The 22,332-nt window shown below is 35.0% G+C and carries 16 protein-coding genes; 5 read left to right on the top strand and 11 right to left on the bottom strand.

The genetic code is table 11. The features are described from left to right. Positions 1-4: 4 nt before the first annotated feature. From uxaC to EGI22_RS21600, 5 genes are all read right to left on the bottom strand, one after another. Complete coding sequence (gene uxaC, locus EGI22_RS21620) at positions 5-1,423, bottom strand: glucuronate isomerase (protein ID WP_255070602.1); 1,419 nt, start codon at positions 1,421-1,423, stop codon at positions 5-7. Between the two features lie 27 nt (positions 1,424-1,450). Then, positions 1,451-3,100, bottom strand: coding sequence for a UxaA family hydrolase (locus tag EGI22_RS21615; protein WP_255070601.1), 1,650 nt, complete (start codon positions 3,098-3,100; stop codon positions 1,451-1,453). 217 nt (positions 3,101-3,317) lie between these two features. Further along, positions 3,318-3,749 (bottom strand): nuclear transport factor 2 family protein, encoded by a 432-nt coding sequence (locus EGI22_RS21610; RefSeq protein ID WP_255070599.1) that lies wholly within the window; start codon positions 3,747-3,749, stop codon positions 3,318-3,320. 157 nt (positions 3,750-3,906) lie between these two features. Continuing rightward, the gene (locus EGI22_RS21605; RefSeq protein ID WP_255070597.1) at positions 3,907-6,321 is read right to left on the bottom strand and encodes a PspC domain-containing protein; all 2,415 of its coding nucleotides are present in this window, start codon (positions 6,319-6,321) and stop codon (positions 3,907-3,909) included. Positions 6,322-6,330: 9 nt separating this feature from the next. Continuing rightward, positions 6,331-6,666 carry a PadR family transcriptional regulator gene (locus tag EGI22_RS21600; RefSeq protein ID WP_255070596.1) on the bottom strand — a complete coding sequence of 112 codons (336 nt, stop codon included), beginning with the start codon at positions 6,664-6,666 and terminating at the stop codon, positions 6,331-6,333. 169 nt (positions 6,667-6,835) lie between these two features. Here EGI22_RS21600 and EGI22_RS21595 point away from each other — a divergent pair, with 169 nt between their 5' ends. Further along, positions 6,836-7,279, top strand: coding sequence for a hypothetical protein (locus EGI22_RS21595; protein WP_255070595.1), 444 nt, complete (start codon positions 6,836-6,838; stop codon positions 7,277-7,279). Between the two features lie 49 nt (positions 7,280-7,328). Here the strand turns inward: EGI22_RS21595 and EGI22_RS21590 are convergent, their stop codons facing one another. Further along, the gene (locus tag EGI22_RS21590) at positions 7,329-9,833 is read right to left on the bottom strand and encodes a TonB-dependent receptor (protein ID WP_255070594.1); all 2,505 of its coding nucleotides are present in this window, start codon (positions 9,831-9,833) and stop codon (positions 7,329-7,331) included. Positions 9,834-10,167: 334 nt separating this feature from the next. Here EGI22_RS21590 and EGI22_RS21585 point away from each other — a divergent pair, with 334 nt between their 5' ends. Genes EGI22_RS21585 through EGI22_RS21575 form a run of 3 tightly spaced genes read left to right on the top strand, consistent with a single transcriptional unit; the run spans position 10,168 to position 13,356 of the window. Next, on the top strand, positions 10,168-11,100 hold the full coding sequence (locus EGI22_RS21585; RefSeq protein WP_255070593.1) for a sensor histidine kinase: 933 nt from the start codon (positions 10,168-10,170) through the stop codon (positions 11,098-11,100). Continuing rightward, positions 11,097-11,810 carry a LytTR family DNA-binding domain-containing protein gene (locus EGI22_RS21580; RefSeq protein ID WP_255070592.1) on the top strand — a complete coding sequence of 238 codons (714 nt, stop codon included), beginning with the start codon at positions 11,097-11,099 and terminating at the stop codon, positions 11,808-11,810. Before EGI22_RS21585 ends, EGI22_RS21580 begins: the two co-directional genes overlap by 4 nt. Positions 11,811-11,814: 4 nt before the next feature. Beyond that, a complete protein-coding gene (locus tag EGI22_RS21575) occupies positions 11,815-13,356 on the top strand; it encodes a S10 family peptidase (RefSeq protein WP_255070591.1) in 1,542 nt (513 codons plus the stop codon). Positions 13,357-13,425: 69 nt separating this feature from the next. Here the strand turns inward: EGI22_RS21575 and EGI22_RS21570 are convergent, their stop codons facing one another. The 5 genes from EGI22_RS21570 to lhgO all read right to left on the bottom strand — a co-directional run bounded on the left by EGI22_RS21570 (position 13,426) and on the right by lhgO (position 21,946). Beyond that, positions 13,426-15,177, bottom strand: a complete 1,752-nt coding sequence (locus tag EGI22_RS21570) for a hypothetical protein (RefSeq protein WP_255070590.1) — start codon at positions 15,175-15,177, stop codon at positions 13,426-13,428. A 322-nt stretch (positions 15,178-15,499) separates the two neighbouring features. Continuing rightward, positions 15,500-16,945 carry an NADH-quinone oxidoreductase subunit N gene (locus EGI22_RS21565; protein WP_255070589.1) on the bottom strand — a complete coding sequence of 482 codons (1,446 nt, stop codon included), beginning with the start codon at positions 16,943-16,945 and terminating at the stop codon, positions 15,500-15,502. Beyond that, positions 16,942-18,513 carry a NuoM family protein gene (locus EGI22_RS21560; protein ID WP_255070588.1) on the bottom strand — a complete coding sequence of 524 codons (1,572 nt, stop codon included), beginning with the start codon at positions 18,511-18,513 and terminating at the stop codon, positions 16,942-16,944. The genes EGI22_RS21565 and EGI22_RS21560 overlap by 4 nt, the downstream gene beginning before the upstream one ends. Position 18,514: 1 nt before the next feature. Further along, positions 18,515-20,656: an NADH-quinone oxidoreductase subunit L gene (locus EGI22_RS21555; protein ID WP_255070587.1), complete on the bottom strand. Its 2,142-nt coding sequence runs from the start codon at positions 20,654-20,656 to the stop codon at positions 18,515-18,517. Positions 20,657-20,743: 87 nt separating this feature from the next. Beyond that, positions 20,744-21,946, bottom strand: a complete 1,203-nt coding sequence (lhgO, locus tag EGI22_RS21550; RefSeq protein WP_255070585.1) for an L-2-hydroxyglutarate oxidase — start codon at positions 21,944-21,946, stop codon at positions 20,744-20,746. A gap of 115 nt (positions 21,947-22,061) precedes the next feature. Here lhgO and EGI22_RS21545 point away from each other — a divergent pair, with 115 nt between their 5' ends. Continuing rightward, positions 22,062-22,328 carry a hypothetical protein gene (locus EGI22_RS21545; protein ID WP_255070584.1) on the top strand — a complete coding sequence of 89 codons (267 nt, stop codon included), beginning with the start codon at positions 22,062-22,064 and terminating at the stop codon, positions 22,326-22,328. Positions 22,329-22,332: the final 4 nt, after the last annotated feature.

Below are 22,332 nucleotides of genomic sequence, written 5' to 3'. Positions count from 1 at the left end.
TTTATCAAAAACCGAAATACTCTTTGGCGTTATTGTAACAGATATTCTGAATTGTTTTTCCGATAAATGGCAAGTCGTTTGGCAGTTCGCCGTTCTCGATATCATTGCCATAGATGTTGCACAAGATTCTTCTGAAATACTCGTGTCTAGGAAACGAAAGGAAGCTTCGAGAGTCTGTTAGCATACCCACAAATCTGCTCAGAAGACCCATGTTTGATAGCGTATTGATTTGCTTTTCCATGCCGTCTTTTTGATCAAGAAACCACCAGCCTGAGCCCCATTGTACTTTTCCTGCCACTGAGCCGTCGTTGAAGTTACCTATCATGGTAGCCATCAGTTCGTTGTCTGCCGGGTTGAGGTTGTAGATGATGGTTTTAGAAAGCTGATCAAATTCGTCTAGTTTACCTAGGAACTTCGAAAGGGCTTTGGCCTGAGACCAATCTCCGATGCTGTCCCAACCGGTATCTGGTCCTAATAAACGCATGGCACGCTTATTATTGTTTCTGAGTGCTCCTAAATGGAACTGTTGAATCCAGCCAAGCTCTGAATACATAGTGCCCAAGAAATGTAAAATAGCTGACTTGAACAGAGATGCTTCGGTATTTGTGATGGTTTGACCTGACAATACTTTCTTCAAGATTGTATCAGCTTGCTCTTCTGTGAAGTCGTCGGCATATATTTCTTCCAAACCATGGTCTGATACTTTTGCTCCATTGGCAGCAAAAAAGTCAGCTCTTGATTTCAGTGCTTTCTGTAGACTTGCATAATCCTTGATTTCGAATCCAACGATAGTACTTAATTTTTGTAAGTAGCTAGCAAAATTTGGATTGTCAATTAGAATAAATTTATCAGGTCTAAACGCAGGAAGCATAGCTACCTCAGTATTTTTGGGGTTTTGTGTAAGCTCTTTGTGGTAAGCAATATGATGCTCTAGACTGTCAAGTGGGTCGTCTGTAGTACAAACCGTTTTGACGTTCATCATTTTCAAAAGATTTCTTACTGTATAATCTTTTGTGCTAAGCTTAGCCGATGCATCTTCGTAGATTTTTTTGCCAGAAGATGCATTTAATATTTCGGAAATTCCGAAGTAACCTTTTAGTTCAAGGTGCGACCAGTGATAAAGAGGGTTTCGCATTGTATTTGGAACGGTCTCTGCCCATTTTTCGAACTTCTCGAAGTCTGTTTTATCTCCAGTGCAATATGCCTCATTCACGCCATTTGCTCTCATGGCTCTCCATTTGTAATGGTCGCCGTGAAGCCAAGCATGGCTGAGGTTATTGAAATTTATATCGTTTAAGATTTGGTCAGGAGGTAAGTGATTGTGATAATCAATGATGGGCATGTCTTTGGCATACTCATGGTATAAAATCTCAGCTGTTTTGGTTTGTAATAGAAAATTCTCGTCTAAAAATACCTTTGCCATATTACTATTAAAATTAAAAATTAATATTTATAAACTCACGCCTCTTTTCCAAGGAATGAAATCATCTTGTCCGTTTATTACAGACTTTACTTCTTGTAAGCCACTTGCGGCATTGATTACAAATTCTAGAATTCTTTTGCCTGCCTGCTCTATGGTTTCTGTGCCTTCAATGATTGAACCTGTATTTATATCAATGATGTCTGACATTTTCTCTGCAAGCTTGGTATTACTAGCAAGTTTTACAACTGGTGCTATTGGGTTACCTGTTGGTGTACCTAATCCAGTTGTAAACAAAACAATATTTGCCCCAGCTGCCACTTCGGCGGTTGTGGACTCTACATCATTTCCTGGTGTACAAAGTAGGTTAAGGCCAGTTTTGCTCACTTTTTCTGGATAGTCTAAAACATCAGTTACTGGTGAGGTACCGCCTTTTTTTGCGGCCCCAGCTGATTTTATAGCATCGGTTATTAAGCCGTCTTTTATATTTCCAGGCGAAGGGTTCATGTCAAATCCTGATCCTGCCGCTTTGGCTCTATTGTTGTACGTAGTCATTAAATGATTGAACCTTTCGGCTGACTCTTTCTGCACACATCTATCGCTCAGTTCTTGTTCTACTCCGCAGAGTTCAGGGAATTCTGAAAGTATTACAGTTCCTCCTAAGGCCACCAAAAGATCCGAAGTATAACCTATTGCGGGATTTGCGGAAATTCCGGAAAAGCCATCTGAGCCACCACATTCTAGGCCTATTATTAGCTTATTTATTGGAGCTGGTTTACGCTCTATTTTGTTGGCTTCTATCAAACCTGCGAACGTTTTTTTGATTGCTTGACTTACCAAAATTTCTTCTGTACCTAATGTTTGTTGTTCTAAAAATATAATCGGTTTAGAAATTTTTTTATCTCTCTTGTCCAACTCTTCTTGCAGCATTTGGTATTGTGCATTCTGACAACCAAGGCTTAAAACAGTCGCTCCAGCTACATTTGGATGGGTTATATAACCTGCCAAAAGTCCACAAAGTGCTTGAGCATCTTGTCTTGTGCCTCCACAACCCATGTCATGCGTAAGGAACTTTACGCCATCAATATTTTTAAATAATTTATCAGAGCCTTGGTTTTCTTCAGGGCTGATTTCAACGTTTAATATTTCTTCAACAGATTTGCCTGATTTGTGCAGTTCAATTAGTTTTTTAGCAAATAAATTATATCTAGTTTGTTTACCATAACCAAGGTCATCTACTAATGCTGATTTCATTACTTCTAAGTTACGATTTTCGCAAAAAACTAAAGGTAAAACAATCCAATAATTAGCAGTTCCAACTTGTCCATCTTCTCTGTGATATCCTAAAAAAGTTCTTTCTTTAAATTCGTCAACGTTTGGTTTTTCCCAAGTGATGTTTCTTTCGCCTAAATTAAAATCGTTGGCTGCATGTTTAACATTGAAAATTGTAATCCATTCTCCTTTCGTTATTTTTTGTTGTGCTTTGCCTACCAATACACCGTACATAAATATATCATCCCCTGCTTCAAAATCTTCTTGTGCAAACTTATGTTTGGCTGGAATATCTTTTAAAATTGTATAATCAGCTTTTTCAAATTCAATGATTTCACCACCCTTAAGGTCACTTAAAGCTACTATTACATTATCTTTAGGATGTACTTTTAATACTCTTTTGTTCATTTATTTCTAGATTCCAAACTTGGTTTAATCTAACGATTTGCTTCGATTTTTTTGGAAACTCAAATCTATGGAGATTATTTAATTTAAAATTCCGATGCTATTCTTTTTTTAATACTATTTTGACAACTTTGATAAAAATGTTGGAATTCTAGTGCTATTTGTTCGTTTTTTTGGTAGAATAGATTTAAAATATTGAATATTTCGAAGAAATATTTTCTTACATTTTTACTGCTTGTCTACCCACAAGAATCCAATTAGATTTGATTTTGGTAAATACCAACATTACCTTAAGTTCTACATGTCCTGGTGCTTTGCCTTTGTCATAAGTGTCAGATTTTAGGATGTGTCTAACAATGGCAGTTTTCCCTACTTGCTCAATTTGAATTTCAGAAAATTCTAAATTTGAAAACACGGATTGTCCGCTCACAAATGCTTCAATAAATTGGCTTTGATTTTCAATTTTTCCTCCAGAATGACCGTAGCTTAATTGTGAATGTGTTATAGCCTTTAATTTTGCTTCAGTTGGTTTTTGTAATGTTACTCTAAGCGTTTCTAGAGCATTTTTTATGGCAACTTGCTCTTTGGTTTGTGCAAAAGTTAGGTTAATAACTAGAAAGAAGAGTACAGCAGAGGGGAAAATTGATTTCATTTTATGTAAGGTTTTTGTAAAAATATTTTCGAAACTAATCCTTAAATTCTAAGTTTTAGCGATTTTTTTGATTTTTATTTATGCAAACGTTTTCGCTTTTAAACAAAAAAAAGACCTCAAAAGCAAAACTTTGAGGTCTTTCTGAAACTGAGAAATTTTATTCTCTTTCTATACTGCTTCCACCACTAGTGTCAGAGCGTAAGTTCTTGATTTTTCCTAGTTTTGCTACACTTGCACCATGAGCTTCTATGTCTGCGTTTTCGATTTTGCAATCTCTCGTATTTAGCTCGCTTGCACCAGAAAGTTCAGCTCTTAGCGTATTACATTCGCCTTTGAAAGTTATCAAAGAAGCACCTGATGCATCAATATCTATTTTGTCTGATTTTACTTGGAATGCCGCTTTTGAGGCTCCGCCCATTTCTATATTCAGTTTGTCAAGGTTTTCGAAACCAAAAACTTTAACAATTGATGCACCTGAAATATCCAAATCTTTGATCTTTTGGGTTGTGATATAGATATGTATATCAGCGTCATGTTTTCTGAAAGGGTCATCATATTCTATTTCTAGCGTTCTGTTTCTAACTTTTGCTTCAATGTCGTTAAGCTCTTCTTCTCTATTACTGTATATTTCTAGAGAGGCTTCGGTACCTTGTTTGATTGTAACGATATAGTTTGCTCCGAATTTAATGTTTTCAAAATCATCCACTTTTACTGTTTTATGAAACTCACCGTGTTCGTTAAATTCTGAACCTGCATAAAAATTATCATCACTGTCATTTTTTCTTTCAACAGCTTCTTTTTCATCTTCAGTCAGTTCAGGACAGTCCTCACATTTCACTTTCCCATTATCATCCATTATGAAAGTATATTTTTGAATATCTTCCCAGTCTATTCCAAATCTTCGTTTGAGATTCCAAGACTGGCTATATACTCTATGGACAAAGTTGGATGTCATTTTGAAGCGTTGGTTTTTAGGTATATAGAGGGTAGTGATAACTTTTTGATTTCGAAAAGGTGTATTATTTGCAATGATGAAATTTTCAGGAAAAATCAATAGAGAATCTCTTTGAGTAACCAAATAATTTATCTTTTTTGAATTTTCTATAGCTTCTTCTTTGGTTCTTCCTTTGGAGATAAACCTTTGTTTTAGTGTTAAGTTTTCATTCGGAGAAGTTTCGATGGAAACTCTTGTATCAAAAACGTCATCATCCATAAATTCTCTTTCTTTTGCATCTAAATAGAGTGTTCCTTTAGGCGTAGAAAGTATAGTTTCGTCTTCATAACTATTTGATCTAGAGAAATTCATAGCATATTTTGTGCTGATTACACTTACGCCTAATATTCCCGCTAGCCATAAAGTAAGGATAGTAAGCCAAAAGTTTCGATTTCCTTGTCTTTTCCCAACTAAAAGTGAGATGCCAACCAAAATGATAGAAATGGCAGGAATGAAGAGTGCAAGAAACCCGAAGAAACCGCCGATAGCTGGAATGTCTTTGCTGAAAAGTCCAATTACATGACCACCGTTGAACCAATCGCTATGTGTAATAACACCAAAGAAGGCACCTGTGCTAACTAGGGCAGCAAATGCTAACGATGTGCCTAATATTAAAAGTAGTAAGCCTGCAAATATTTTGACTATTGATCCAAGGGGATTGAGTAGTCGACTGAAAGCTTTAAGTATAATACCAACCAATCTGAAAGGAAACAAAAGTAGTTTTGCAATCGCACTTTCTTGTCGAGGACCTTCCGAAATACTATTGGTTTTTATGGTCGATTCTATATTTTCGATGGTTACTGCTTGGCCTTTAAGTTCCATTTTTTGGGTTAAAGTATTAGCTGTCGGAGCAACTATCCAAAAAATAATATAAAGTAAAATGCCTATTAAGAAGAATCCACTTATTACAAAAAGTACTCTTATTATAACTAGGTCCATTTTTAAGTAGGAAGCTAGGCCTGTTGCGACCCCACCCAGTACTTTGTTCTCTGGATTTCTATAAAATTTCTTAATTTTTTTATTTTCTTCAAGGTCGTTTCTTTCAGGAAAAGCTATCCAACACACAAAATAGGCTACAAAAATAAAAAAGCCTATTCCGATATCTATCAATCCAAATCCTAAAACAATGAATAAGATTCTTGCCCAAACTACATCAAATTCAAATCTATGAGCGATTCCAGACAAAACGCCTCCTAAAGCTTTGTTTTTTCCGTCTCTGTAAAATTTGGTAGGGGGGGTGTTGTGGTTTGCACTTGGGTTTTCTGTTTCAGATGAAGTTTCAGAAATTGGTTCTTTAGAAAGGTCTTCGTCTTCTTGAATAGCCTCAAAATCCGAAACGGTTCCCATAGACTTAATGATTTTGTCTACATCGTCCATTTCTATTACACCACCATTTTGACTTTTTTCATAGAATTTTTCTGCTATTCGGCCTTCTATGTCTTGCGTTATTTCTTCGCAGCTTTCATAACTCGAAAAATATTTTTTAATCGCTTCGAGATATTGGCTTAGCTTAGCGTATGCGTCTTCTTCTATATTGAAGATCAGTCCACCTATTGTTATTTGTAATGTCTTTTTCATTTTTTTAAATTATTTTTTCGTTTTGGCAATTATAGAGGTGACTGAGGCTGCGAGTTCTATCCATGTAGCGTCTAATCCTTCTAAAAACATACTTCCTTTGTCAGTAAGTATGTAGTATTTGCGTGGCGGCCCCGAAGTGGACTCTTTCCATTGATAATCTAATAATTCTGCGTTTTTTAGTCTTGTTAATAATGGGTAAAGTGTACCTTCCACAACCATTATTTTAGCATCAAGCAATTCGTCAAGGATTTCGGAAGCGTAAACTTCGCCTCTCGAAATTATCAACAAAATGCAATACTCTAAAATGCCTTTTCGCATTTGTACTTGAGCATTTTCTAAATTCATAATTTTGTTGTTTTAAACATTTTCGTCAAAAAAAATTATAGCTTTTTCATAATTCATGATGCAAATATATAATATAGTACTTTGTAATGCAAGATACTATGTGAAATTTTTTAAAATATTTTTTCTTTTCCTGTAATAGCTAGCACAAATTCTTTGTTTCAGTAGTATTATGTTGAAATTATCCGAATATTTAGCTGTTGCTGTTGCTGCCACTATCAAGTTTGTTGGTGGTCCAATAGCTGGTGTGGCTTTTAATCTAAAATGGTGGGAAACAACGCTATTTTCGGCTATTGGCATGATGATTACAGTTATTCTAGTAATCTACGGCGGAGGTTTCTTGGGAGATGTTATTCAGAAATGGAGAGGTGAAAAACCTCGTAAGATTTTCACTAAAACCACGAGAATAGGAGTAAAGGTAAAATCAAAATTGGGTCTTTGGGGGATTGCATTTCTCACCCCTTTCATTTTTACGCCAATAGTTGGAAGCTTTTTAGCTTTAAATTTTAGATTTAAAAAATCGGAGATTGTATGGAAAATGCTCCTTTGTGCTCTATTTGCTGGATTTATACAAACTTGGTTTTTTTATCTCATGAAAATCTGGTTTTTGAAATAAAAAAAACTTACCCTTTTGAGGTAAGTTTTAAATCTTATATTTAGTAATATTAGTTTCTTCCTGCAGGTGCTCCGCCACTTTGTTGGTTTCCAGTGTCAGCTCCGCCATCTTTCACGTCGTCATTTTTTACCCCTTTACTTCTCTTTTTAGGCTGCATTGCATCTACACCCATTTTGCCAATTTTATAAGAGAAATTCAAACTTATACCACGGTTGTACATATAGTTTACGCTTGATTGGCTAAATAAAGGAGACTCTAAATTCGTCCTTATTTTCATTGTACTTGCCAAAAAGTTTTGAGCGGATAGTCCAATGCTCCCCTTTTTGTTATTGAATTCTTTTCTTGATCCAAATGAATAGTACCCAAAGCCTCCTTGGCGACCCATTGGCAACACTCGACTACCTCTGGCAAAACTAAAGGCTTGCACTTGCCATCCTTTTGGCAATGTTATGAACGTCATCAATCTACCGCTTACATTCCAACCTTCGTTAGACAATGGTATAGAAACGCCTGTTGCAGAGGCCGTTTGTCCTGTTATGTAGTTATAGAATGACTCTATTCCTGCATTTACCATCCATTTTGAGGTCAAGCTGAGATTTCCAGAAAAATTCAGACCGTAGGCCTTGTCTTGTCCGATGTTTTGGTAAGAAGTAATCACCACGCCATTGTCTGATCCTGAGGGGTTTGTGACTTGTGTTATTGAGTTGTTGGTTGATCTTGAGAAAAGCGACAAGTTTAAATAAATTTTCTTGATACTTGCACTTACGCTGGCTTCTATATTGTCTGTTAGTTCAGGTTTTAATTCTGGATTTCCAATTTGAATGTTCTGCGGGTTCACCTGATTGCTGTTAGGATTTAATTGCTGAAGTCCTGGTCTTTGAATTCTCCTATTATAAGCCGTTTTTACAGTATATTTTCCTCCAAAAGTTTTGGAGATATTCACGTTTGGCACCAAAATGTTGTAAGGGTCGATATTTATCTCTGTATTTGCATTTTGGGTAGCTTTGATATCCGTAATTTCGTATCGCGTACCTACTTTGAAAGTATATTTGCTTTTAGTTGAGTATGTATATGCTATATAAGTTGCCCCAATGTTTTGATTGTAATCTAATGAACCATTTGGTCTTTTAGGATCTTCAATTAATACTCCACCAATCAAATAGCTAAAGTCACTGTTTACCAATCTAAAAATTCCTTTTCCTCCAAATTCTATTAATTGATTTTTCTTTATTGGTGTTTGATAGTCCATTTGAAAAGTAAACTCCTGATTTAGGTTGTTGTTGTTGTTGGTCAAAGCAAATTTCTCTAATTCAGGATTTCCAATTGGTGTATTCGTAAAATCAGAATTTGCAGTGCTTCTACTATAAAGTGTCGAAATACTAAATTCTTTCTGAGGTTTGATAATATGAAGATAGTCAATATTAAAATCCCAGCTATTTGATGGTGTAATAGACTCTATTCTTTGTAACGTATTGCTTAAAAGTGTAGCGTCTTCAAATCTTGAAATACCCAAGTCTTGGTTTCTACTAGAGCTTCTGGTTCCAAATCTCGCTCCTCCTGATAATGATTTGGTTTTAGAGATGTCATAATCTGCACCGATTGAATACCTGCCATAAGACATTTGGTCATTTGAAGTTCCGTCTTGAACAGTTTTATATATTTTTTCAGAGCTCTTAGTACTTTGTTCGAAGGTAGTTTTAGCTGGGTTAAAACCCATTCTTCCCCATCCACCTAAGGTCATTCCAAATTTCCCTGCTCTCAAACTACCGTTAAGACCAAGGTTGCCTCCTCGGTTACCTGCACCTAAGTTGGTACTTAAAGAATATCCTTCCAGATTATTCTTTTTTGTAATTATATTAATTATACCTGTAGAGCCTTCAGCATCATATTTTGATGATGGTGAGGTTATTACTTCCACTGTTTTTATTTGATCTGCTGGTATTTGTTTTAGAGCATCTGCAACACTTGCCGCCATTATAGTGGAAGGCTTGTTGTTAATTAACACTCTGATACTTGAGCTTCCTCTCAATGATACGTTACCGTCCAAATCCACACTCAAAAGAGGCACTTTTCGTAATACATCTGAAGCATCACCGCCCTTTGAAGCAATATCTTTGTCAGCATTATAAATCAATCTATCTACTCTCTCCTCTACCACTGCTCCTTGGCCAGTAACCACTACTTCGTTTAATACTTTTGCATCGGTTGATAGTAAAATATCTTTAAGGTTGATTACACGATTTTTTGAGGTTATTTCTTCTAAAAAAATGGTTTTGTCTTTAAAACCAATCGAGGTAAATTTTACTGCGTATTTTCCTTCAGCAAGGTTTTTAAGCGTAAACTTTCCCTTGTCGTCTGTTACAGTCCCGTCTATAGGTTTGCTCAAGTCTTTTACCTTAAAAAGTGCCAAAGTTGCAAATTCTATTGGGTCATTTGAAAGACTGTCTATCAGGTTTCCGGATATTTTTCCGTCTCCTCCAGAATTGGTAGTTGGCATTTGTGCTTGAGCGAAAGTCCCTAGAAATAAAATAATTGCGATGAAGTGCTTAGTCATAAAATAGTTTTTGTAATAGAATTTAAAACAAAATTATGGCCAAAAGGTTTTCTATTCTTTTGATATTCGATAAATACATATTTAATGAGGATAAAAGGTCAATTATCGAGGATTTAGCCTAATTGCGATAAATTCAAATCATAAATCTATTCAATTCTAAATTTTGTCTTGTATTTGTTTCAAATTCGAGAATTATTAAGATATTGCATACTTTACAATTATTAATGTAGTGCAATTTTTTAAAAATAAAATTTCAAGTGATTTATTGTTCAGGATATTATTTCATGTAATATTTTGGTTTTTTTGGTTGGTTCTGCCCATCCTCAACTCGATTATGGAAGGCGATCAAGAGCGATATGAACTATTGAAAAAACTCTTGCCATTAGGTTTTTTTTCAATGCCTTTTTTTTATTTTAATTCTGAATTTTTGATCCAAAAATTTCTTCCGAAAGGTCAGGTTACAAGTTATATTTTAAGCTTGCTTTTACTTTTTGTAGTCTTTTTGGTTTCTTATTATTTTTTAAAGGATTATCTGATTGATAAATATCCAATTAGGATTTATGATACTAGAACATTGTTTCCTGTTCTTTTTATTATTTCCATGAGTACTTTGTATGGGTTTATTATTTTCATGATTAGTCAATCTAAAAAAAACCAAGAGGAGCAGGCTGAGCGTTTAAAATCTGAGTTGTCTTTTTTGAGATCTCAAATTAGTCCTCACTTTATTTTTAATGTACTCAATAGCATAGTTTATTTAATCAGAACAAAATCAAAAAGTGCAGAAAATGTAACCTTAGAGCTTTCAAACTTAATCAGATACATGCTTTATGAAACTGAAAATAAGCAAGTATTGCTTGAGAAAGAGATAGAATATCTTGAGAATTATGTTAAATTGCAAAATGTGAGGTTTGGAGAGGATGTAAAAATAAACCTAGAGATGAAAGGCGAGCCAGGTTCTAAAATGATAGAACCAATGCTTTTGATACCATTTGTGGAAAACGCTTTCAAACATGGGGTTGGTTTTTTAAAAGATCCCAAAATTGATATTCTGATAGATTTTAAAGATGATAATAAATTTGAGTTTTCTGTGAAAAATTTAGTTGGAGCAGAAAAAAAAGAGCAAAAAGACCCTAATTCTGGTATTGGAATTAGAAATGTAAAGAGAAGGATAGAGTTATTGTATCCTAAAACACACAAGCTAATAATGAATAATTCGGATGGTATTTTTGAAGTAATTTTAATGTTAGATTTAAAAAACAAAATATGAATTCTAAAATTCGATGTATAGCGGTTGACGATGAGATGTTAGGCAGAAAATTGCTTGAAGAAAACATAAGTCAACTTCCTTTTTTAGAATTGGTAGGCACTTGTAAAAACGCTTTCGAAGCTATTGAACTTTTACAAACGGAGAAAATAGATTTAGTGTTTTTGGATATTCAGATGCCAGGAATGACCGGTACGCAACTTTTAGAAAGTCTTACCATAAAACCAATGGTGATTTTTGTAACTGCATATGAGCAATATGCAGTAGAAAGCTATGACCTTCAAGTAATAGATTATTTGATGAAACCTGTTAGTTTGGAGAGATTTACAAAAGCCGCACTAAAAGCGAGAGAGTTTTATAAACTTTTAAAATCTGAGGATAAAATTGAGGAGCAAACCTATATGTTTGTAAATGTGGAGTATTCTTTGGTAAAAATAAATTTTGACCAAATTATTCATATTGAGGGGCTTAAGGATTATATTAAAATATATGTAACCAATGCTGTTCACCCGATTTTGACTAAGTCGACTTTAAAAGGAATAGAGGAGAAGCTGCCTTCAAAGAAGTTTTTAAGAGTTCAAAAGTCCTTTATCGTAAATCTTGAAAAAATAGAATCGATTCGAAATCATAGAATAACAATTGGGAAATTTGAAATTCCGGTAAGCGACAGCAATATGGAGAGTCTTTTAGAAGCAATAAACTATAATAAATAATACTATGAAAAAAACTATACTTTGGAGTTTTTTGATTGGAGCATTTTCTTTAGCTCAAGCTCAGAATAAAAAAGCAGAAACACCGATTACCGTAACAACTAAAGTTGAGACTAAGGCTCAAGTTTCAAACTCTAGGGTCCTAGATCCCGATATGAGCGTGGTGACTAATGGAGAAATAACAGTAAAAGGGCAAAAAGTTCCTTATAAAACTACTGCTGGAACTATACCAGTTTGGGACGAAGCTGGCAAAATCATTGCTTCATGCTTTTATACTTATTATGAGCGTTCGGATATAAAAGATAAATCCACGAGACCATTGGTGTTTTCATTTAACGGAGGTCCTGGCTCGGCTTCAGTTTGGATGCATATAGCTTACACTGGCCCGAAAGTCTTGAATATCGATGATGAAGGCTATCCAGTACAGCCTTATGGTTATAAAGACAATCCTTATTCTATTCTTGATGTAGCAGATATTATTTTTATAGATCCAATTAATACTGGTTTTTCGAGAATTGTAAATGCAGAAACACCAAAGTCAACATTTTTTGGGGTAAAAGCGGACATTAAATATCTTTCGGAGTGGTTGAATACATTTGTAAGCAGAGCCAACCGTTGGGCTTCTCCTAAATATATCATTGGTGAAAGTTATGGAACTAATAGGGTTTCAGGCATGGCCTTGGAACTTCAGAGCAACCATTGGATGTATCTAAATGGTGTAGTTCTTGTTTCGCCTACTGATTTAGGAATTAAAAGAGACGAAACTATGGGCGACGCTTTAAGATTGCCTTATTTTTCGGCAGTAGCTTGGTATCACAAAGCTTTAGGTGCTGGCCTACAAAGTAAAGATTTAACAGATATGTTGCCAGAAGTTGAGGATTTTACAGTAAAAGAGTTGATTCCGGCGTTGGCAAAAGGAGGGTTTTTACCTGAAGCTGATAAAAAGGCTATTGCTTCAAAAATGTCGAAATATTCTGGTTTGTCTGAAGAAGTATTAATGCAAAATAATCTAAGGATTTCGACCAATCATTTTTGGAAAGAATTGTTGCGTGATCGTGGGTATACAGTGGGAAGGCTTGATTCTAGGTATTTAGGGATTGATTCTAAAGATGGTGGCGAAAAACCTGAATACAATGCCGAGTTGACTTCGTGGCTACATTCGTTTACACCGCCTATCAATATGTACCTAAGAGAAGAATTGAACTTTAAGACGGATTTGAAATACAACATGTTTGGGCCTGTGCATCCTTGGGAGCGTGATGATGTCAATCTTGCCGAGAATCTTAGACTAGCAATGGCACAGAATCCGTACTTGCATGTTTTAACGCAATCGGGTTATTATGATGGAGCTTGTGATTATTTTAATGCCAAGTTTAATCTTTGGCAAATGGATCAGAGCGGTAAAACAAAAGAAAGATTAAGCTGGAAAGGATATCGTTCTGGCCACATGATGTATTTGAGAAGGGAAGACCTAAAGCAAGCCAATGAGGATTTAAGAGAATTTATAAAAAATACTACACCAAAAACTGGTCAAGCGGCCAAGTATTAATAATTCATAAATATATTATTGTTCATAAAAAAAAGCGAATCTTGAATTCGCTTTTTTTTATTTGATTTTTTAATGTCTTCTACCGCCACTAAAGCTACTTCCGCCTCGACCACTGCCTGCTGAGCTTCGGCTGCCACTAGAACTTCTTACACTGCCAGAACTTCTACTTGGGCTTGAAGAACTAATTCTTCCACTACTTCTCGACGATGAGCTTGAGCTACGATTATTATAACTCGGACTACTGTTCGATGAGCTGTTTCTACTATTTCTTCCTATTGAGCTTGAAGAGGTACCAGAGCTTCTATTGCTGGTGCCTTGACTGCTTCTTCCGTATGTACTTGAAGATTGGCTATTGCTTCCGCTGCTATTTCTAAGGCCACTATTATTTCTTGAATAGCTACTGCTTTCTCTACTCAAACTTCCAATGTTTATACGTCCAGAACTGTTGTTTCTTGAAGAACTATTGTCGCTATTGTAGTTTGAATTTCCGTTTCTGCTATTATTATTGTTTCCTCTGCTTGAGTAAGAGCTATTTCTACTGCTATTTGAAGAGGTATTTCCATTTCTACCGTAGCTACTACTATTTCCTCTTGATGAACCGTAGCTATTGTTTCTATTTGAATTGTTGCTAGCATAAGCATTTCCTCTTGAGTAGCCATTTCTTCTATCAGAATTGTATCCATTTCTGCTATTGGAATAATGTCCGTTTGCAGCACTCCTAAATCCGCTGTATCTGCCATATCTAGCATAGCTTCTAGGCGAATTGTAGTAGTTTCCAAATCTACGATAAAGTGAAGGATATCTGTTGTAGTATCCACGTCCGTAGAACCAGTTTGAAAAACCGAAAGATGGATAAGCATAAAATCCAAAACCACCTAGTCCATAAGAAAATCCGAATGAGTTCCAATACGCACCAGGATACCACAAAGGCGAACTATACCAAGTAGGATATCCAAACCAGTAGGAGTAAGGGTTTGAATAATAATTATTTACGTAATAATTTCTATTTTGAGGCAAAATATAGCCATTATCATTTGCATAGTCTTGTGTGGCTTGACTCAGCTCTTTGGCAGCATCTGGATCTTCCTCTATTTGCTGCTTGTAAAGTGCCATTTCTTTTTCATTCTCCAATATTTGGCTATCGTGTTTTTCGGCCAATTCGTCCATCAAAGCATTTCTGTCGTTGGCATATCTGTAACCAACTTTTTCTGCCATTTCTATATTGTTTGTCAGAAAATTAAGGACATCAGGATATTTTGAAAGATTATTAAATGCCGACTGAGCATTATTGTCTAAGCCGCCAATAAGCTGGTTAAAATTGTCGCTTATTTGCTTGTTCAAATTGTCAACTGCTACTAAATCGCGGTTATTGTTGCGATACAATTCCCAAGCGGCTTCTTCTAGCGTTGCATCTTGAGTTGGCAACATGTTTTTAACTTCAGATTTGCTTAAGCCTTTTCCTTCTGCTGCAAGTTTTTGCAATAAATCAGGGAAACGGGTTAATTCGTAAAACCAACCTTGTTTTTTCTGATCAAAAGTCTTTATTAGATTCTGAAAAGCCTTTTGATCCTTATCTTTAAGGTTTTTTATTTCACTTAATATATTCGGATTTTGGCAAGCTACCAGAATGTCTTTACGTATATCTGCATCATAAACCGCAATCGAGGTTATCATGCCGTTTTCAGTTTCAAGTTTACTTTTTTGGGCAAAACCTGATACTTTCATTAGTAATAAAAATATCAATAAAGAAATGCTAGAAATCCAAAAATGGAATTTTTTGTTCTTGGCCATTTCAATACTTAAAACTCGTTCTTTTTTCATTTTCTTCATTTTGTTTGTTCTATGTTAAATTCAAAATATTCTACCAACAAGGTTCTAAAAATCAGAATCAATTGTTTTTTGTCTCAAATATTTCGAAAGTAAATCTGTTTAAATCTAAGGCTGTTTTTTTTAGTTTTGTGAAATCCTAAGAGCTTTATTTTTTATATCCGAGTTCGATTTCAATATAAAATTGTAATACTTTATTGAAAAAATAAAATATTAAACGGTGATTAACAATAGCTTAACAATAAGAGTTTTAGGAATGATATTAATGCATAAAATTGATTTTCACAATTTTAAAATCAAAATTCATAAAACTGAATTAAAACAAAACTGCCTTAATCCATTCAGTTCCAAAATCAGGGAAGAAGAAAAATATCAAAAGAGAGAGACTAAAGTAAGTTAATACAATTGAAAGTAGATAATTCGGAGCGTATTTGGGTTGCTTGTAGGCGGTCTTTATCAACATAATATAAGGGACCTTTAGGTAATAATATATTGAAATAGCGGCATTTAATAATCCAAATATAAGTAATCCATAATAAACGGAACTCCCTAAAGCATCGCCAAGGTTAATGATAGAGCTGAAAACCATTAGTTTGGCCATAAATCCTATGGTAGGAGGTAAGCCAATCAGTGCCATCATTATGATTACAGCATTTATACCTAAAAATATGTGTTTTTGACCAAGTCCTTTATAATCTTCTAATTCGTCACTCCCAGTTTGTTTGTATAGAATATCCGCAAGAAAAAACGCCCCCATTGTGATTGGTAAATAGGTCAGAATATAAAAGAACGCACCGTAAAAATCAGATTGAGGGCCTTTTAATAAGCCAATTAATATAAAACCTGCTTGAGCAATACCCGAATACCCCAACATTCTTTTTAAGTTGGTTTGCCATAAAGCGGCCAAATTGCCAAAAATTAATGATAAAAATATAATAAGTAAAAGTACAGGATTAATGTCTGCAAAGTTTGCTTGAGCTACTCTGGCTACCACTAAAACGCCAATTGCTTTTGGAGCAAAAGACAAGAACGAAATGATAGGGGTAGTGGTAACTTCATAAACATCTGGAACCCAACTATGAAATGGTGCTGCTGCAATTTTAAAGAATAATCCACCTAAAAACATGAACGACAAAACCTGAATGATTAAGGGTGAGTTAGTATTTGTGAATTTCAAAAAAATTGGATCCGTAAAATTTAATGTATGACTAATGCCGTAAAAAAACGAAATTCCATAAAGCATTATAGCACTACTTGCTGCCCCAAAAATCAGGTATTTAATAGCAGCCTCAAAATTGGTTTTTTGCTTTTTAGAAGCCACTAATATATAAGACGATATAGATGCTAGCTCCACAGCAATATAAATCACTAAAAAGTGAGTAGTCATGGACAAAAAACTCAATCCTAAGATAACACAGAGTATCAGGAAATATATTTCACCTTCAAATTTGTATCTAAAAAGTCTACTGTGTACCATAAAAATTATGGCCGAAATACCCAAAAGTTGTTTGAAAAATATACTGGTTTTGTCTAAAATCAACATGCCTGAATATAAACTTATACTTTTGTTGGCTAAATCAGAATAGAAAAAAGTTACGCTCAGCGTGTAAGTTAGGATTAAAATAAACGAAAGTCCGTAAGGGAGTTTTGATTCCGGTTTGCCGAAAGAAATCACAAGTACCAATGCCAAAATCCCTATGGCAAGGAGCCACTCAGGAAGTATCTGTTGGGTGCTATGGAGTATTTCCTGTAAAGCTATCATTTAAAAAGATGGATTACAGTGGGGTTTATTAGGTCAAAAAGTAAATTTGGAAAAATGCCGAATAACAAAGTTAAAGCTCCCAAAGTGCTAAGCATGAATATTTCTTTCTGATCCAAATCTGTTAGGCTTTTCTTAAATTCTTCTTTTGTCCAAAACTCTCCAAAAAACATTTTCTGAAATGTCCAAAGTAAATAAACAGCCGAAAGTACAATTCCTAAAACACCCAAAACTGGAATTACTTTAGGTATTTTGGAAGATTGGAAACTACCAAATAAAGTGAAAAATTCGCCGATAAAGCCAGATAAAGAAGGTAATCCTAAAGAACCAAAGAATGCAATAGCAACCATTACTGTAAATAGGGGCATGTTTTTGGCTAAACCTTTAAAGTTTGCAATCTCTCTATTATGTGTCCTTTCATACAGTACTCCAGCAACCAAAAACAACATAGATGATAACAAACCGTGGCTAAACATTTGGAAAATTGCCCCATTGAATCCTTCGACATTAAAAGCTGCAATACCGATCAAGACAAAGCCCATGTGTGATATTGAAGAATAGGCTATCAGTTTTTTAAGGTCTTTTTGTGCCAATGCATTAAATCCACCATACAGAATAGAAATTAAACCCATTATGGATATTAACAAACTGTAGTTCGTGGCCACATCTGGGAAAAAGCCATAAGCAATTCGAATCAAGCCATAACCACCAATTTTAAGTAAAATACCTGCCAACACAACCGAAATTGGTGTAGGAGCTTCTACGTGGGCATCAGGCAACCATGTATGAAACGGCACCATAGGAAGTTTTATGCCAAAGCCAATGAAAAGCAACAAAAACATAAAGTCACGGGCATTTACACCAAATATTTTAATAGGATTTTGGATACTTAATAATGAGCCTTTCAGTAGATTATTTGTATCTGATAGAATCCTAAAATCAAAACTGAAAACTGTTGTTTTGTATTCACTTGTAAAAAATTCATCTACATTGCTCATCGCCAAAGCAATCATAACCACCAAAATCATCACCGAGCCCACAAGCGTATAAATAATGAATTTCAAAGAAGCATAGGCTTTGTTTGGTCCTCCCCAAATACCTATCAAAAAGTACATAGGCAAGAGCATAAACTCGAAAAATATGAAAAACAAGAAGAAATCAATTGCCACAAAACATCCGATAACCGTGGCTGTTAATAAAAGAAATAAGCTGAAATAAGCTTTTTCTTTTTTAGCTATTGAAAAAGAAGAGATGTTTGCTATAAAAAAAACCAATACTGAAAGCGATACCATGGCCAAACTGAGCCCATCTAAACCAATAATATAATCAATAGAAAGTATTGAGCTATTGCCTAAAGTCAATCTAATCCATTCATAATGCTCCAAAAACTGATATTCGTTTTTCTGAGGATCAAATGCTCCTATCAATGTTCCGACATTAATCAAGAGCAAAATTTGAGTTATTAAAGATATCCAACGATAAGATGCCTTGTACGCTGCTGGCAACAACAATACAATGATTGACGCAATCAGCGGTAATATTATTAGAGAACTTAATAAGCCAGACTGCATTTTAGTATATTATAATTTTAATTAAAACGATGGTTAAAAAAACAAGCAACATACCCAAAATATAAAATTGTATTTGGCCAGATTGTACCTTACGGATTTTATCGCCCAAGGATTTAAGTCCACCAGATGTTTTTAATACTAAGCCATCAATGATTTTATCATCGGTCTTGGCACTATAGGCGGACAAAGATAAAAATACCGAGGTAATTTTTTTTATAAAAAGGTCTACAATGTCTGTTTCGAATTTTTGAAGCCAATGTGCCAAACCTGTCTGTCTTTCTAAAAAGTCATCAGTCTGGTGCTGCATAGCATTCTCCATTTCTACAAAGGGCTTATTGGCCACAAATCGATGAAAAATACTAGAATAAAACTCACCAATATAAAAATGCATTTTAGCTGATTTGAAAAGCTTTTGTTTCCATCCTGTTCGTGCTTCACCTAAATAATACATCCTGAGTTCATCAAACGTAGTATTGTAACCAATTATAAGTGCCAAAATAAACAAAAAGCCAACTAACCAAGGAATCCACGCAAAATGCTCATGAGATTGTCCGAAAACCTTTAGGAACCATACGTTTTCAAAAGAAAATGGAGAGTCAGAAAACAAAAACCAAGTGGAACAAATGGCCAATCCCATCACAGAAATATCATATACGCCCAAATTTCTTACAAAATTTATAATATAATCCTGACCAAGTGATTCGTTGTCGGCATTGAGAATATCCTGAAAAGATTTATAAGCATCTCCAACGGTTTTTTTTGTGCTGCTGATAATTTTTTCCATGGGGTTTTCTTGTCTTTGAAAAAATACCATTACAACCTGCCTTATGACATAAAAAGAAGTCAAAAATGAAGTAATGCCCATAAATATTGGCACTAAAATTTTTAAACTATAATAGCCATCACTAAGTCCATAAGCCACAGCTGCATTCAGAAGAGAGTCTTTTGATAAAAAACCTGAAGTAAATGGCAAACCAACAAGTGACGCCGCACAAATCAAATAAGCATAAAATATTACTGGAATTTTTAGAATTAAATTTCCCATTTTTCGCATGTCCTGCTCGTGGTGCATATAACTTATAACGGCTCCGGCACAGAGAAACAAGCCAGCTTTAAAAAACGCATGAGCAGATAAATGAAAAAACGAAGCTCCAACTGCACCTATTCCCATTCCAGTAACCATAAAGCCCAATTGGGATATTGTAGAATAGGCCAAAACCTTCTTGATATCATATTGAAAAATGGCTGAAATAGCTGCAATGACGCTCGTAAATCCTCCAACCAAAGCAATCGTCAAACCTGCCTCAGTAGTGATAATTGGTGAGATTCTGCCTAAAAGAAATACTCCAGCTACAACCATTGTGGCGGCGTGAATCAGAGCGGAAGCAGGCGTAGGTCCTTCCATAGCATCTGGGAGCCAAACTTGTAAAGGAAACTGAGCAGATTTTGCAGTTACGCCTCCAAATACTAATAAAATGGCCAAAGTTTGTAATCCATGGGTGGAAATAAAAGCTGTTAGTCCTAGTCCTGAACTAATTTTGGCAGTTTTTAAAGCATCAAAATCTAGTGTTCCGTACAAATAATACAGAAGGAAAATACCTGCTAACAGGAATGCATCACCCATTCTATTGATTAAAAAAGCCTTGATGGCAGCTGAATTTGCAGATTTTTTGGTGTACCAAAACCCTATCAACAAATAAGAACAAAATCCGACCAATTCCCAAAAGAAATACAATTGGAAAATATTTCCTGCCAAAATCAAACCTAACATCGAAAAAATGAAGAGGTTTAGAAAAGCAAAAAAACGATTTTTTCCAGCATCTTCATTAAGGTATTTTAGTGAAAATAGATTGACAAAAAAGGCTATTATTTGTACTAAAAAGTACATAAAATAGGTCTGGTTGTCTATAAGTATTTTAAAGTTTATTTGCGTACTTCCAAGATGCAACCATTTGTATGATACATAAAAATACTCGGTAGAGGGTAATTCAAGGCTTGAAGAAAAAATGATACCTAAAATGCTCAATACTATAGATATACCACCCGAAAATTCTTTAAAAATCGAATTGTTTAGACTTAGAAGCAAGATAAAACCCCCTAAGTAAAATATGAGATTAAAAAAAACAATGGACTCTGGGCTCATCTAGTTTTCAGAGAATTTTTGAAAAACAAAACTAAATATTATAATTAAGAAATAGGGTGTTTTGGGCTATTTAATACTTTTTTTAATTTATTTAAGCCTTTTTAATACCATTTCTGCCACACTCTTGCCAATTGCCAAAGATGAAGTAGCCGCAGGAGATGGTGCATTGCAAACATTGATTGATTGTTTGTTTTCGATAATTGCAAAATCATCCAAAAGACCGCCATCATAATCGCAAGCTTGTGCTCTTACCCCAGAACCGCCTGGTATTAAGTCATCTTTCTCAAGTTCTGGAATCAAAGCTTGCAAAGCTTTTGTAAATGCCGCTTTCGAAAACGAACGGTAATACTCGCCAAGGCCAGTTTTCCAATATTTGCCTGCCACTTTTCTGAATCCAGGCCATGCCAAGGTTTCTTTAAATTCAGAAAAATCAAAAGAAAGTTTTTTGTAACCTTCTCTTCTAAAAGCCAAGACTGCATTTGGCCCAGCTTCTATTCCGCCGTCAACCATTCTCGTGAAATGCACACCAAGGAAAGGGAAATTTGGATCAGGTACAGGGTAAATCAGGTGTTTAACCAGATATTGCTTTTCAGGTTTTATCTCATAATATTCCCCTCTGAAAGGTATAATTCTTAAATTTATTTTATCTTTTTCTGTAAACTGAGCCACTTTGTCTGAATATAAACCGGCACAGTTTACTACTAAAGTAGTTTCGTAGCTTCCCTTGTTGGTTATCACTGTAGAGAATCCATCGTGATCAGCTATTGAGGATACTTTTTCTCCAAGTTTTATTTCGCCATCCAGTTTTTGAATATTTTCTGCATATTTTTCTGAAACCTTTGTGTAATTAATAATACCCGTTTGAGGTACTTTTATGCCTGCTATCCCAGCTACATGCGGTTCTATTGCTCTAAGTTGATCTCGGTTTAGCATTTCTAAGCCTTCTAATCCATTTTGCACACCTCTTTCAAATAATGTATCGAGCAAAGGAAGTTGTTGTTCATTGGTTGCAACCACTATTTTACCACACAATTCATACTTTACATCGTTTTCGTTGCAAAAATCAATTAGCATATTGTAGCCTTCTATGCAGTTTTTGGCTTTTAAGCTACCTGGTTTGTAATAAAGTCCTGAATGAATTACGCCGCTATTGTGTCCTGTTTGGTGTGCGGCTAGTTTGTCTTCTTTTTCTAAAAGTACCAGTCTAAGTTGTGGATTGGCTTTTTTTAAATTAAGTGCAGTGGCCAAACCTACTATTCCGCCTCCAATCACAACTACATCGTATCGCATTTTTACACTCCCAATCGGGCTTTTAGATTATAAGTATTTAATAATTAAAATAAACTTTGGCTTTTTGGATTGCTCATTTTAAATTTGTGCAAATTTAAATGATATATATTTCATAATGAAAAAGAACATAGTATTCCTTTTCTCTTTGTTGGCGATGGCTTCTTGTACATATCAGAACAACAACCGCATAGAACAAAAAGACGTAAATGAAGGCGACGAATATGTATATGGACTAGGTCCAGATTCTTCGGCAAGACAATTAAAAGTAACTTATACGGCTAAGCCAGAGCTTGAGGCTCGCACTGCAGCCATCAAAGATATCCTTTACGGACCATCTACTCCCGCAGCCCCAGTTGCGGCAGCGGATAGTACTGGAGCTTAATACT

Source organism: Lacihabitans sp. LS3-19, assembly GCF_024343575.1.
Taxonomy (GTDB): Bacteria; Bacteroidota; Bacteroidia; order Cytophagales; family Spirosomataceae; genus Leadbetterella.
Note: the sequence above shows the minus strand (reverse complement) of the source record. Positions and strands in the feature narration are given on the sequence as shown.

What these genes read in the sequence shown, in the direction of transcription:
- lhgO (WP_255070585.1), bottom strand. Translation starts at nt 21,946, where the DNA reads ATGCGATACGATGTAGTTGTGATTGGAGGCGGAATAGTAGGTTTGGCC.
- EGI22_RS21545 (WP_255070584.1), top strand. Translation starts at nt 22,062, where the DNA reads ATGAAAAAGAACATAGTATTCCTTTTCTCTTTGTTGGCGATGGCTTCT.
- EGI22_RS21575 (WP_255070591.1), top strand. Translation starts at nt 11,815, where the DNA reads ATGAAAAAAACTATACTTTGGAGTTTTTTGATTGGAGCATTTTCTTTA.
- EGI22_RS21580 (WP_255070592.1), top strand. Translation starts at nt 11,097, where the DNA reads ATGAATTCTAAAATTCGATGTATAGCGGTTGACGATGAGATGTTAGGC.
- EGI22_RS21585 (WP_255070593.1), top strand. Translation starts at nt 10,168, where the DNA reads ATGGAAGGCGATCAAGAGCGATATGAACTATTGAAAAAACTCTTGCCA.
- EGI22_RS21570 (WP_255070590.1), bottom strand. Translation starts at nt 15,177, where the DNA reads ATGAAAAAAGAACGAGTTTTAAGTATTGAAATGGCCAAGAACAAAAAA.
- EGI22_RS21590 (WP_255070594.1), bottom strand. Translation starts at nt 9,833, where the DNA reads ATGACTAAGCACTTCATCGCAATTATTTTATTTCTAGGGACTTTCGCT.
- EGI22_RS21555 (WP_255070587.1), bottom strand. Translation starts at nt 20,656, where the DNA reads ATGAGCCCAGAGTCCATTGTTTTTTTTAATCTCATATTTTACTTAGGG.
- EGI22_RS21565 (WP_255070589.1), bottom strand. Translation starts at nt 16,945, where the DNA reads ATGATAGCTTTACAGGAAATACTCCATAGCACCCAACAGATACTTCCT.
- EGI22_RS21605 (WP_255070597.1), bottom strand. Translation starts at nt 6,321, where the DNA reads ATGAAAAAGACATTACAAATAACAATAGGTGGACTGATCTTCAATATA.
- EGI22_RS21600 (WP_255070596.1), bottom strand. Translation starts at nt 6,666, where the DNA reads ATGAATTTAGAAAATGCTCAAGTACAAATGCGAAAAGGCATTTTAGAG.
- EGI22_RS21610 (WP_255070599.1), bottom strand. Translation starts at nt 3,749, where the DNA reads ATGAAATCAATTTTCCCCTCTGCTGTACTCTTCTTTCTAGTTATTAAC.
- EGI22_RS21560 (WP_255070588.1), bottom strand. Translation starts at nt 18,513, where the DNA reads ATGCAGTCTGGCTTATTAAGTTCTCTAATAATATTACCGCTGATTGCG.
- EGI22_RS21615 (WP_255070601.1), bottom strand. Translation starts at nt 3,100, where the DNA reads ATGAACAAAAGAGTATTAAAAGTACATCCTAAAGATAATGTAATAGTA.
- uxaC (WP_255070602.1), bottom strand. Translation starts at nt 1,423, where the DNA reads ATGGCAAAGGTATTTTTAGACGAGAATTTTCTATTACAAACCAAAACA.
- EGI22_RS21595 (WP_255070595.1), top strand. Translation starts at nt 6,836, where the DNA reads ATGTTGAAATTATCCGAATATTTAGCTGTTGCTGTTGCTGCCACTATC.